8 protein-coding genes are annotated in these 13,483 nt (G+C 63.8%); 6 read left to right on the forward strand and 2 right to left on the reverse strand.

The genetic code is table 11. The annotated features are described in order from the left end of the window. Positions 1-13 precede the first annotated feature (13 nt). Entirely contained in the window at positions 14-1,522 is a 1,509-nt protein-coding gene (locus JGU72_RS28715; RefSeq protein WP_199687714.1) for a sugar transferase, read from the forward strand. Positions 1,523-1,709: 187 nt separating this feature from the next. Further along, positions 1,710-3,143 carry an Hsp70 family protein gene (locus JGU72_RS28720; protein WP_199687715.1) on the forward strand — a complete coding sequence of 478 codons (1,434 nt, stop codon included), beginning with the start codon at positions 1,710-1,712 and terminating at the stop codon, positions 3,141-3,143. Between the two features lie 10 nt (positions 3,144-3,153). On the opposite strand, the gene JGU72_RS28725 is transcribed toward JGU72_RS28720, so the two are convergent. Beyond that, on the reverse strand, positions 3,154-4,455 hold the full coding sequence (locus JGU72_RS28725; protein ID WP_199687716.1) for a YibE/F family protein: 1,302 nt from the start codon (positions 4,453-4,455) through the stop codon (positions 3,154-3,156). Between the two features lie 313 nt (positions 4,456-4,768). Further along, positions 4,769-6,031, reverse strand: a complete 1,263-nt coding sequence (locus tag JGU72_RS28730) for a pyridoxal phosphate-dependent aminotransferase (protein ID WP_199687717.1) — start codon at positions 6,029-6,031, stop codon at positions 4,769-4,771. Positions 6,032-6,199: 168 nt separating this feature from the next. On the opposite strand from JGU72_RS28730, the gene JGU72_RS28735 reads away from it, so the two are divergent. From JGU72_RS28735 to JGU72_RS28750, 4 genes are all read left to right on the forward strand, one after another. Continuing rightward, complete coding sequence (locus tag JGU72_RS28735; RefSeq protein ID WP_199687718.1) at positions 6,200-7,087, forward strand: DUF4344 domain-containing metallopeptidase; 888 nt, start codon at positions 6,200-6,202, stop codon at positions 7,085-7,087. A 16-nt stretch (positions 7,088-7,103) separates the two neighbouring features. Continuing rightward, positions 7,104-9,044, forward strand: a complete 1,941-nt coding sequence (locus tag JGU72_RS28740; protein WP_199687719.1) for a dipeptidyl-peptidase 5 — start codon at positions 7,104-7,106, stop codon at positions 9,042-9,044. A gap of 131 nt (positions 9,045-9,175) precedes the next feature. Next, positions 9,176-12,220 (forward strand): (Fe-S)-binding protein, encoded by a 3,045-nt coding sequence (locus JGU72_RS28745; protein WP_199687720.1) that lies wholly within the window; start codon positions 9,176-9,178, stop codon positions 12,218-12,220. A gap of 441 nt (positions 12,221-12,661) precedes the next feature. Beyond that, a complete protein-coding gene (locus tag JGU72_RS28750; RefSeq protein ID WP_199687721.1) occupies positions 12,662-13,348 on the forward strand; it encodes an ammonium transporter in 687 nt (228 codons plus the stop codon). The last annotated feature ends 135 nt before the right edge of the window (positions 13,349-13,483 follow it).

A 13,483-nucleotide genomic window follows, 5' to 3' on the forward strand; every position in this document is an offset into this window, starting at 1 on the left:
TTGGTGCATTTTTATGAGCTTTCGAGACCGCGGCGGTGCATCTGTCGACGTCCCAAAGTTTTCGGAAACTCATTGGCACTCCGAGCGTGAACGGTGGCAGGCCGAATACGGCCGCCGCCTCCAAGTCGCAGACACGCTGATAGTTTGCGCGTCGGTTGCTGTGGCGCAGGTCGTGCGCTTCGGCGGCGTCGATGAAGGCTCGCTGAGCTGGTTCGGCAACACGGAGGTCGGCTACACGGCGGTCTCGCTTGCCATCGCCGCGATCTGGATCGGCTGCTTGTCCCTGTTCAGCACCCGTTCGCCGCGAGTGATCGGCGTGGGGCCCGAGGAGTACCGGCGCATCACGTCGGCGACCCTTCGTCTCTTCGGCCTCATTGCCATCGTTTCGCTGCTGTTCCGAGTCGAGTTTGCTCGCGGATATCTCGCGATCGCACTGCCGCTCGGCTTGCTCGGTCTGATGCTGAGCCGCCGCGCGTGGCGCCGCAACGTTCTCGTTCGTCGTGCCAACGGCGACTACATGACGTCGGTGCTGGTCGTCGGCGGTCGCGACGCCGCGCGGGCGATGACGACAGCGTTCGCACGCGACAAGTCGTCGGGTTTCCGCGTCGTCGGTGTATGCACGCCGTCGCGCCGGCAGGGCGATGCGCCGACCTTTCATGTGGAAGGCCTCGAGATCCCCGTTATCGACGATGCGACCTCGGTTGCCGACGCAGCTCGCATGACCGGTGCCGACACGGTCGCGGTAGCCGCAACCGAACGCCTCGGCGCCCAGCGGCTTCGGGAACTCCTGTGGGAGCTCGAGCCATTGGGCATCGACCTGGTCGTGAACCCCGGTGTCGTCGACGTCGCAGGTCAGCGGATCGAGGTTCGGCCTGTTGCCGAGATGCCGCTCGTGCACGTCGAGAAGCCGCAGTACGACCGCGCCAAGTCGTTCAGTAAGACGTTGTTCGACTTCTGCTTCGCTTTCTTTGCGGTCCTCGCGGTTGCGCCGGTCCTCATCGCGGTTGCGATCGCGGTCAAACTCACCAGCCACGGACCGGTGTTCTACAAGTCCGAGCGCATGGGTATCGACGGTAAGCCGTTCCAGATGATCAAGTTCCGCAGCATGTTCGTGGATGCCGACAAGCACCTCACTGCGCTGATGGAAATGAACGAAGGCGCCGGGTTGCTCTTCAAGATGAAAGACGATCCGCGAGTGACGGCGGTCGGAAAGGTCCTGCGACGTTTCAGCATCGACGAGCTTCCGCAGTTCTTCAACGTGCTGCGCGGCGAGATGAGCGTCGTCGGACCGCGGCCGCCGTTGCGTCGCGAAGTAGAGGCCTACGACGGCAAGGTACGCCGCCGTCTGCTGGTCAAGCCGGGCGTGACCGGCCTCTGGCAGGTCAGTGGACGTTCGGATCTGTCCTGGGACGAGTCGGTCCGGCTCGACCTCTCCTACGTCGAGAATTGGTCGATGGTGCAGGATCTGCTGATCATCAAGAAGACCCTCAGTGCGGTCGCGAACAGCGACGGAGCATACTGAGCGACCTGCAGCGCAGTGGCAGGCTCTTGGTCTATTCGGATAGTCCGTCTATGCTCTGCCCAGCAGTCGTCAGGACTGGCAGAATTCACTGGGCAACTCGTCGTTACGTACCGGTAGAATCACTGCAGACCACAAGCAACGGGGGCTTGTGTGCATCTAGCGCACGACGAATGAAAAAGGGCTGTCCATGACTTCGGTTCTCGGGGTATCGGTGGGGGCGAGTGCGATTCGTATCGCGCGCCCCTCCGTTGCTGTCCCCGAAAACGGTGGCACCGGGCAGTCGTTCGACATCCAGTCGGTGGACGTTACGCGCAGTCGCGCCGAGGAACTCGCTGCCGAATCTATCGGCGTGGCGATGGAATCGAGCGAGGAGATCTCGGCGACCAGCGTTGCCTACCGCAGTGCGCCGCAGGCCAAGGCCGTGCGGGCCGCGATGGCGCGCCAAAACCTCGACAACTATCAGCTCGTTCCAGAGATCACCGCGATCGTCGAACACCTCGAGGCGACCGGTGAGATCGCAGGACTTTCGACCGTCGCCGTGTACGACCTCGGTAGTTCTGGACTGTCGATCAGCGTCGTGGACATCGACCGCCGCGAGGTTGTCTACGCCGAGCGCACGTCGGAAATCAGCGGCGATTACTTCGATTCCTTAGTTCGGGAGCAGCAGATCGCGGCGGGCCGAGTCGGTGCACCGCAGAGCCCTGTCGAATTCGCGGTGCTCGATTTGCTCTGTAAAGACGCAAAAGAACGGCTATCGGCTAACTCGGCTGTCGCCACCCCGTCCGATTCCGGACTGATTCTGCTTTCTCGAGACAGTTTCGACGCGTTGATCACGCTCGCGATCGAAGCGTCCGCGCGCCTGACCCGTGACGTGATCATGCGGTCGGATCAGCATGTGGAAGCAATCGTCGGGGTCGGCGGCGGTAGCCGGATTCCGCTCGTCAGCAACGTGCTCAAGCGCTGGACGAGTTTGCCGGTGATACTGCCCGACAATCCCGAGTCGATCGCGGCTCGCGGCGCGGCAATGCTCGCGCGCCCGGCTGCCACCGCAGTGCGACAGGACGCCCCCCGAGTCGCAACGTGGTCGCCGATCGCGCCGCTCAAGATGAATCACCGCCGCGAAATCAGCGGTGCGGGTCTCGCAGTCAGTTCGCTCGCGGTGATCGCGGCCATCGGCCTTGCACTCGGATACGGCGGTCAGATGCTCGACGGTGCCGCGGACGGCAACGGTGGCCCGACCACTACGCTGCCGCAGGTTCCGCCGCGCACGACGATCGGCGAGCCGTCTATCGCGGTAGCTCCCGTTCCGACGTCTGTCGCAATGCCCACGACAACGACCAAGCCGCCGGAGACCACGGAAGAACTTCAGCGGACGACCGACCAGACGTCGTCGTCGTTGTCCACGACTCCGGCTCCGCCGACCATCGGCATCCCGGGCCTGCCGCCGATCTATCTGCCGACGATCCCGCCGGAGCTCATTCCGCCGCCACCCCCACCGCCACCGCCGCTGCCTGAACTACCGCAGTTGCCGCCGCCACCCCCGATGCCGGAGCTGCCTCCGCCGCCGGTGCTCCCACCGCCGCCCGAGTTGCCGGTCATCAATATCCCGCCGTTCCCCTGATCGGGTTGGCCTACTTGGCGTGGCGTCGTCTCGGCAATTTGTGATCGTGCGTCTTGGTGCCGGCCAGTGGCCGAGCCAAAAGGACTGCAATTCCGGTCGTGAGCGGTACGGACAGCGCGAGCGCGATGCCGCCCACCGATGACCGCACGATTTCGATCGCGACCGCGTCACCGGTCAGTACATCGACGATCGACCGGTCTGCAGCGCTGAACAGCAGCAGTAGCGGTAGTGCCCCACCTGCGTACGCGAGTACCAGCGTGTAGACGGTGCTGGCGATGTGGTCGCGGCCGACGCGCATCGCGGAGGTGAAGATGTCTTTGCGTGAGGCGTCGTCGTCGAGGGCCGCCAATTCGAACGCCGCCGATGCCTGAGTAATGGTCACGTCGTTGAGCACGCCGAGCGAACCGATGATGAAGCCGGCGAGCAACAGTCCGGTGATGCTCACATTGCCGAGGAAAACCTGCACATTGGCGTTCTGCTCTTCGGACAGCCCGGTGACGTGGGTAAGGGCGATCGCGACGTAGGACAGCACTGCGGCAACGATCATCGACGCAAGCGTGCCGAGCAGCGCCGAACTGGTCCGCAGGTTCAGGCCGTGCGCGAGGTAGAGCACGGCATAGAGAATCAGTGACCCGGCCACCATCGCGACCGGAATCGCGGGCTTGCCGTCGAGCAGCGCAGGTAGCAGGAAGCCGACGAGCACGGCGAACGCAAAAGCGAGGCCCAGGACCGCGCGCAGACCTCGCCAGCGCGCGACGGCGACGATCACGATGACGAAGGCCAGCGCCACGATGGTCAGCGGAAAACCGCGTGCGAAATCGTTGAATCCGTAGGTGGTGCCCGTCTCGTTTGTGCCGCGCACGAGACGGATGTGATCCCCGACGTCGAGGTCAGGCTGTCCCGGTCCGAGAACGAACTCGGCCTGGTTGGGATCGCCCTGGATTTCGAGCAGGGTCCGGGCGCCCGAATTGGGGCCGGAGTCGATGCTGACGACTGTCTGCAGGCACTGATACTGCTGGTAGGGCGAGGGCGGCGCCTTTTCCGGATTACCGGTGAACACCCGGCCGGCCGAGGCACTTCCGCACGTCGTCAACTCTTGCGCGAGGACGGTGCCCGACTCGGTCTCGTATGCGCCGCCCGCGGCGGTCTGCATGGGTAATGGGATGTCGACGCTGCGTGTGCTCGGCCAGAGCGCGATCAAGCCGGCGAGCGTGACGATGCCGATGGCGACGAGCAAGCCGATGACGACCTTCTTCGCGGTGTCGCTGATTGCGATGGGCTCGTCGTGGCCATGACCGTGCCCGTGGCTCATTCGCGGTGCCGATCTTGCTCGTCGCCAGGCATCGGATGAATCGGGGGCTCGCTGCGCACCGGCTAAGCGTAGTGACCCAACAAAAAACCACCGGTCAGGACTGGCCGGTGGTTGATGGTTTGCTGAAAGTTTAGTGGGGTGGCGGAGAGCAGGGGGGATGTCCCCGCCACCCGGTCCGGGCGGCCCAGGGGGGGTGGGCGGCCAGAACCGGCACCCATGGTGCCGAGAACCAATGTACAGGATAATTGGGGGCTTTTCTCGGGAGGGGCTATGTGTCTTGCTTTTGGGTGCCGGTTGCTTTGCGGACCGCGTGCTACTGGGAGTAACTCGCCAAAAAGTTGCCGAATCGCTCGATCGCCACTGCCAGATCGCGCGCCCAGGGGAGCGTCACGATCCGCAGGTGATCATGGTCCGGCCAGTTGAATCCCGTGCCCTGCACCATGAGGATCTTCTCCTGTAGGAGCAGATCCTGGACGAGTCGTTCGTCGTCGTGAATCTCGTGGACCTCCGGGTCCAGCCGGGGAAATGCGTAGAGCGCACCCCGGGGCTTGACGCACGAGACGCCGGGAATCATGTTGAGCCGCTCCCATGCGACATCGCGCTGCTCGAGCAGTCGGCCACCGGGCAGGATCAGATCCTCGATGCTCTGATGACCGCCGAGTGCAACCTGAATCGCATGCTGGGCGGGGACGTTCGGGCAGAGGCGGGACGACGCCAGCAGATCGATACCTTCGAGGAAGCCCGACGCGTGCTCCTTCGGCCCGGTGATCGCGAGCCACCCGGATCGGTAACCAGCAACGCGGTACGCCTTCGACAGGCCGTTGTAGGTCAGGCACAGCAAATCGGGCGCAAGCGTCGCCAGCGAGATGTGCTTGGAATCGTCGTAGAGAATCTTGTCGTAGATCTCGTCGGCGAGCAGCAGCAGCCGGTGCCGGCGCGCGATGTCGACGATCTGCGAGAGCACCTCCGCGGAGTAGACCGCACCTGTCGGGTTGTTCGGGTTGATGACGAGCAGCGCCTTGGTCTTCGGTGTGATCTTCGCTTCGATGTCGGCGATATCGGGCTGCCAGTCGTTGGACTCGTCGCACAGGTAATGGACGGGAGTGCCGCCCGCGAGACTCGTCATAGCGGTCCACAGCGGGTAGTCCGGCGCTGGAATGAGGACCTCGTCGCCGTTGTCGAGCAACGCCTGCATCGTGATCGTGATCAGCTCGGATACGCCGTTGCCGAGATAGACGTAGTCGACGTCTAGTTCGGGAAATCCGGGAACCAGTTCATACCGCGTGACGATCGCCCGGCGCGCCGAAAGGATGCCTTTCGATTCGGAGTACCCCTGCGCATACGGCAACGCGGCAATGATGTCGCGCATGATCACGTCGGGCGCATCGAAGCCGAACGGCGCGGGGTTGCCGATGTTGAGTTTGAGGATCCGATGACCCTCTGCCTCGAGGCGAGCTGCGTGTGCGTGCACCGGTCCACGAATCTCGTAGACGACGTTCTGAAGCTTGGTCGACTGGTCCAGTCGGCGCGGCGGCCGATGGTGATGGTGATGGCTCGGTGTGCTCACGGTGTTCATCGTGCCATCCTTTGTCCACTGGTTTCCTGGTGAATGCAGCACTGGACACTCCGTTTCGGCGCCCAATATGTGGCCCCGCATTCACCGATCGGATATACATCCCCTCGGAGATCAACGAAAATGCTGGCGAAGGTAGTGGCCGCGGCCGGTTCGAGAGGGGCAGTACACATGTCGGAGAAACGTGCGCGCGGGGCGTCGGTCCGGCGCCGCATCGCGGTTGCCGCGGTAGCAGCTGTTGCGGCGTTGTCGGTCGTCGCCTGCGATTCGGACAAGTCTTCCGACAAATCCGGGAAGGCGGAGACGTCGAGTGCCGAGTCGTCGACCACCTCGGACGGCACCGGGATCGATGTCGATCCCAAGTTCAAGATGAAGCCGGAGTACGACGGCGCCTCGAGCTCGGATGGCAAGGCCGGCAAGAAGCTCATGGAGGACAACCAACTCCTCCAGATCCTCGCCAACAACGTCAACAAGTATCTGACGCTCCCGAAAGACGTACCGATCATCGGCGCCGAATGCGGTACACCGAACGCGTTCTGGGACCCCGAGGCCGAGACCATCACGATGTGCTATGAACTGGCCACGCTCTTCGTGGAGCTGTTCGAGGACGATCGGGACCCGGATCCGGAGGGCGCGGCGCTCGCCACCACGGCCGCGGTCTTCTTTCACGAACTCGGCCACGCGCTGATCTCGCTGTTCGATCTGCCGACCCTCGGCAAAGAGGAAGATGTGGCAGACCAGCTTTCTGCGGTCCTCCTGCTCAACGAGAAGGATCCCGAACTGCAGTCCTACGCGCTGTACTACGCAAGGGCGTTCGAGCTGCTCGGCCAGATGGAAGACCTGTCGCCGGGATCGTTCGCCGACGAGCACTCATTGAATGCGCAGCGTAACTTCAACGTTCTCTGCTGGGTCTATGGATCCGACCCCGAAGGCGTCGGCCAGCAGATCACGTCCAGCGAGCTTCCCGAAGAGCGTGCCGTCCGCTGCGAGGACGAATACCAGCAGATCGAGGACTCCTGGTATCAGCTGCTCGAGCCATACATCAAACCCCAGCGCTAGCACCTAAGCTCGCGCTGTGCCCCAGACAGCTCCGTACGGTTCGTGGCGTTCGCCGATCTCCGCTGCCGACGTAGCAGCGGCGGGTCATCCGGTGGCCGACGGCCGTTTTGTCGGCGATCGGATTGTGTGGGCCGAACTGAATCCGGCCGGTGGCGGTCGAACAGCGATCCGCAGCCTCGCGGCAGACCGCGTCGTCGACGTTCTTTCCGCACCGTGGAATGCGCGTACCCGGGTGCACGAGTACGGGGGCAGTGCCTGGACCGTCGCCCCCGACGGTGCGGTCCTGTTCGCCGAGTTCGGCGATCAGCGCGTCTACCGGCTTGCGCGTGGCGCCACGATCCCGCTGCCGATCACGCCGCGGCCGCCGCACCAGGCGGGCATTCGCTACAGCGAACTGTTCGTACGTGGCGACGAGCTGTGGTGTGTGCGCGAGACACACGGCGACGTCCTGGCCCGAGATATCTGCGTGGTCCCACTCGACGGGTCCGCGCGGACCGATGCCGGGCGGATTCGGTCCGTGGTGGCAGGCTCGCATTTCATCGCCTACCCGCGGATCGCGCCGGCCGGTGCGCGGATCGCATGGGTCGCGTGGGACCACCCCCAAATGCCATGGGACGGGACCGAATTGCGGGTCGGCACACTCGATCCGACCGGGCGCTGCGACGGGTGGACGACCATCGCGGGCGGACCCGACGAATCGGTGTTGCAGCCGGAATGGGTCGACGACGACACCCTGCTGTTTCTCAGCGATCGGTCCGGTTTCTGGAATCTCTACCGCTGGTCGGACGGCGAGATCACTCGCGTCTTCGACGCGGAAGCAGACGTCGGCGGACCGCTGTGGAAGCTCGGAACCCGCTGGTACCTGCAGGTTCCCGACGATGACAACGTGCTGGCTGTTGCCACGTTCGGTGTCGACTCGTTGCTTCGGATCGATCCCACAACCGGTGCGGTGGAGCGGATCGACCTCGGCGACATCTCGACGATCGAGCTACTGGATGTCCGCGGGCAACAGGTTCTTCTACGGTGCGGCGGCGCCCGGACGCCGAGCGGTCTGCGAGTGCTCGACCTCGCCACCCGCGAGCTCACGGACATCCGCCTGTCGGTGGACGCGCCGCCGGCCACCGCGTACCTGCCGGTCGCCGAGCCGATCACATTTCAGGGCGCGAACCGTGCGGTCCACGCGGTGGTGTATCCGCCGACGAACCCCGATTGGATTGCACCCGACGGCGAACTTCCGCCGTATGTTGCATTCGTTCACGGCGGTCCGACCGCGCACATCGCACCGGCTCTGAATCTCGTCGTCGCCTATTTCACGAGCCGTGGTATCGGAATTGTCGACGTGAACTACGGCGGTTCCACCGGTTATGGCCGGGAGTACCGAAATCGCCTCCGCGGGCAATGGGGCGTCGTAGATGTGGAAGACACGGTCACAGCGGTGCGCGGACTCGTTGCGGCAGGTCTTGCGGATCCGCGGCGGCTGGCCGTCGAAGGCGGTTCGGCCGGCGGCTGGACGGTGTTGTCCGCGCTGACCAACTCGGATGTATTCGCGTGCGGCGCATCCTATTACGGGGTCGCCGAGCTGACGATGTTCGTCGCCGAAACGCACGACTTCGAGTCCCGATACATCGACGGGCTGATCGGTCCGCTGCCGGAAGCTGCCGAGCTTTACGAGAGTCGTGCCCCCGTCACGAACGTCGACAGGCTGTCGTGCCCCGTCTTGCTGCTGCAAGGTCTCGACGATCCCATCGTGCCACCGTCCCAAGCTGAGCGCTTTCGGGATGCCATGGTGGCCAAGGGAATTCCGCATGCATACCTCGAGTATGCCGGTGAGGCACACGGGTTCCGGAAGCTGGAGAACCAGATCAGTTCGCGCGAGGCGGAGCTTTCTTTCTACGGCCAGGTACTGGGATTCGAAACCCCGGATATACCGAAGCTGCAACTTTGGCGAGCGGAGTAGTTGTTTGCCGGATAGTTTGTGATTCAGCCCGAACGTCTGCGAATTAGGTTACCCAAATAATTTTCGGCGTTTTTGGCCGCGCTACCTTATGGCTTGGATCACAGGTTGTGTCGTACGAGGAGGAACTTGCCATGGTGGTGACCTTGGTGGTTGGCCTACTGGGAACGCTGGTCGTTCTCGGTTTGGCCGCGAAACGGGTCTTTTGGCTGTTCAAGCTCATCTCGACCGGGCAGCCGGTGAGTGGACGCACCGAGCAGGTGCCGGAGCGGCTTGCGACCCAACTGGTCGAGGTGGCGGGACAGAAGAAGCTGCTCAAGTGGTCGGTTCCCGGCCTTGCGCACTTCTTCACCATGTGGGCCTTCATCATCATGTCGACGGTGTACATCGAGGCCTACGGTGCGCTGTTCGACGAGTCCTGGCACATTCCCATCGTCGGCACGTGGCCGATCGTCGGATTCTTGCAGGACTTCATTGCCGTCGCGTGTGCGATCTCCCTCGGCGTGTTCGCCATCATCCGGGTCCAGAACGCGCCTGAGCACAAGAAGCGCGGATCGCGGTTCTACGGCTCGCACCTCGGTGGCGCCTGGCTGATCCTGATCATGATCTTCAACGTCGTGTGGACGATGTTCCTGTTCCGCGGCGCGGCCTCGGCGGCTGGGCACCTGCCGTACACCAACGGCGCGTGGGTCTCGATCGGGCTCGGGAAGCTGCTGCATCCACTCGGCGAAAGCACGAACGAATTCCTCGACCGTGCAGGCCTTCTCCTGCATATCGGCGTCATGCTCGTGTTCCTGATCATCGTGCTGAACTCCAAGCACCTCCACATCTTCGTCGCCCCGATCAACGTCGGTGCGAAGCGCCTGCCGAACGGGCTCGGTCCTTTGCTGCCGGTCGAATCCGGCGGCAAGCCGATCGACTTCGAGGATCCGGGCGAGGACGATGTCCTCGGCCGCGGCAAGATCGAGGACTTCACGTGGAAGGGTCGCCTCGACTTCGCGACCTGCACCGAGTGCGGTCGCTGCCAGTCGCAGTGCCCTGCCTGGAACACGGGTAAGCCACTGTCGCCGAAGCTCGTCATCATGAACCTGCGCGACCACATGTTCGCGAAGGCGCCGTACCTGATCGAGGGCAAGCCGATGCCCGAAGAAGGCTCGGTCGATTTCGGCAAGCTCGCAGATGCCGAGCATGCCGACGGCGAGCACCACGTTCCCGAGTCCGGCTTCGAGCGCATCATGGGCCACGGTCCGGACCAGGCGCTACGTCCGCTCGTCGGAACCGCCGAACAGGGCGGTGTCATCGATCCCGACGTGCTGTGGTCGTGCACATCCTGCGGTGCGTGCGTCGAGCAGTGCCCGGTCGACATCGAGCACATCGACCACATCATCGACATGCGCCGCTACCAGGTGATGATGGAATCCGAGTTCCCCGGCGAACTCGGCACCGTCTTCCGCAACCTGGAGAACAAGGGCAACCCCTGGGGTCAGAACAACTCCGGCCGGATGGACTGGGCGAAGGACCTGCCTTTCGAGGTTCCGGTCTACGACGGCCAGCTGATGCCCGACGTCGAGTACCTCTACTGGATCGGCTGCGCGGGCGCATTCGACGACAAGGCGAAGAAGACCGTCCAGGCCACTGCGGAACTGCTCTACCGCGCGGACGTCAACTTCATCGTGCTCGGACTCGACGAGACCTGCACCGGCGACTCCGCGCGTCGTGCGGGTAACGAGTTCCTGTTCCAGCAGCTCGCCGCGCAGACGATCGAGACGCTGAACAACGTGTTCGAGAACCGGTTGCCGGTGCACCGCAAGATCGTCACGACCTGCCCGCACTGCATGAACACACTGGGCCGCGAATACCCGCAGCTCGACGGGCACTACGACGTCATTCACCACACGCAGTTGCTGAACAAGCTGGTCCGGGAAAAGAAGCTGATCCCGGTCAAGCCTGCCGAAGCCAACGGACCGTCGGTGACCTACCACGACCCGTGCTACCTGGGCCGCCACAACAAGGTTTACGCACCGCCGCGCGAACTCATCGAGGCAACGGGCATGGTCTCGGCTGAAATGCCTCGCCACGGTGATCGCTCGTTCTGCTGTGGTGCCGGTGGCGCCCGCATGTGGATGGAAGAGCACATCGGTAAGCGGATCAACCTCGACCGGGTGGACGAGGCCATCAACACCGGCGCAGGCACGGTTGTCACCGGTTGCCCGTTCTGCAAGGTGATGGTCGACGACGGACTCACCCAGCGTGCCGACGAAGGCACCGGTGTCGGAGTCGGAGTGACGGACGTGTCACAGCTACTGCTCGATTCGGTAAAGCGTGGTCAGCCCGAGTTGCCGGTCCGGCCGAAGCGAGAACGTGTTCGTGCGGCGCGCGCCGCAGCGCCCGCGGTTGCTGTCGAATCGCCGTCCACTGCAGTCGAGTCGCCGTCGACGGGAGTCGAAGCACCGCCGATCGAAAAGGTCGATGCACCCGCTGCCAAGGGCTTGAAGATGAAGGGCCTGGCGAAAGCTCCCGGCGCCAAGGCGCCAGGTGCGAAGGCACCGGCCGCACCGGCGGCTCCCGCGGCTCCCGCAGCTCCCGCGGCCAAGGGTCTGCAGATGAAGGGCCTCGCGAAGGCACCAGGCGCAAAGGCGCCGGGCAAGCCCGCTGCGGCTGCTGCCCCCGCTGCTTCGTCGGCTCCTGCGGCGGAAGCTCCGAAGCCTAAGGGTCTGGGGCTGGCGTCGGGCGCAAAGGCGCCGGGCAAGGGTCTGCAGATGAAGGGCGCCGCGAAGGCGCCGGGTGCGAAGGCGCCCGCGACACCGACGCCCGCCGCGGCGGAGGCGACTCCGGCAGCACCGGCGGCTGAGGTCACTGCGCCCGCTGAGACTGCAGCGCCGGTTGCGGCGGAAACGTCGATGCCCACGGTCAAGCCGAAGGGCCTCGCCGTGAAGTCAGGGTTCAAGAAGCCCGGTGCCCGACCGGGCGCGACGGCCTCGGCGGCTCCCAAGCCCGCCGAACCGGCCGCCGCCGAACCGGCACCTGCTCCGGAAGCCAAGGCCGCCGCCGAACCTGCCGAACCGGAAGCGGTCGATACGCCGGCAGAGTCCTCGACTCCCGCCGTGGCACCGCCGCAAGCGAAGCCGGGCGGCCTGGGGTTCAAGTCGGGAGCGAAGGCGCCGGGCAAGCGCAACTAGCCGGCAACGCGACATTCGCGGTCGGCCTATCCTCCCAGACCAGCGCGGGAGGGTAGGCCGATTGTCGGAGCTTGTACAGGGTCGTAAGTCCTGAATTTTCCTGTCGCCCGGTTTCGATACGCACTTGAACGAGAACGGCGTGCGGTATTGCTCAAAGTTTGCGAACCCGCGACCCGATTATTCGTTGTATTGCGTTGTTCTGGCGGCGATAAGCTTGTTCTAGTAGCGAATTGGAACTATGGCGACGCGATCTCGATACCCAACTGTTACGGTAGCTCGCTTCTCTCCAGCAACTCCGCTACGCTCGCACTACCTAATCGCGTGTCCTACCTCACATTTACGGTCGGGGTGGAAGTGAACAGCATTTCGGAGTCGGCGATCAAGTTTCGCGCTCTCGGAGATGGGACATGCGGACCAAGATCCAAGAGACTGGGGTCGAGAATGATGTTGCGGAAGACCGTCGCACTAGCTGCGATGGTGATCGGAGCTATGGGGGTTGCGTCGGGAACGACGTACGCGGAACCGGTAACCGAGCCGAGTGTGATCAATTACGAGTCGAGACTGGTCGATAAGACGGTTGTCACGGACTTGGTCGGCGGAACTTTCGAAATAGACCCGGACGCGCAGCTGTTCGCCGTCAAGGATTCGGCTGGTAACGCCGTTCTTACTGTTCCGCTCGCATTCTCGATCGATCAGGTCGCACACCCTTTACTTCCAGTTGTGAGCAACGCGGGCAAGACGCTGTCTTTGACGCCTGACATGGATCCCGCGAAGGCCATGCAGGTCGCGGTCACCCCCGTCGCGTCGCCACTCGAGAACCAACGTGCGCAAGATTCGTTCCTTACGGAGTTGGCGCTCGCAACTACTGTTGGCGGGCTGGTCGGGACAGCACTCGGTGTAGTGGCCGGTGCTATCGGGGGTTGCTTACTCGGTCTGCCGTTCTTCGGTGTTGGTTGCATTCCCGCAGCTATCGTGGGCGCCACAATCGGAGGCATTCTGGGCACGGTCATTGCCGGCGGGCCAACCGTGATCGCAGCCGGACAGGAACTGATCAACACGCTCAACGCTCCACCGGGCACAACGAAGTGGAACTATCCGGACCGGATCATCGTGGTGCCGCAGGCCTGACGCGAGGCTTTGGCCAAAACGCTCGCTCTCCGATTGGCGAGCGAGCGTTTTTGTTCTCGTGGGAGGTCGTCGCCGCCTAAGGCGCAACCAGCCCGCAACGTCAAGGCGCAGCAGGCTAGGCTGATTGTGGGATTT

Origin of the sequence: Antrihabitans auranticaus (assembly GCF_016481275.1) — a bacterium.
Taxonomy (GTDB): domain Bacteria; phylum Actinomycetota; class Actinomycetes; order Mycobacteriales; family Mycobacteriaceae; genus Antrihabitans.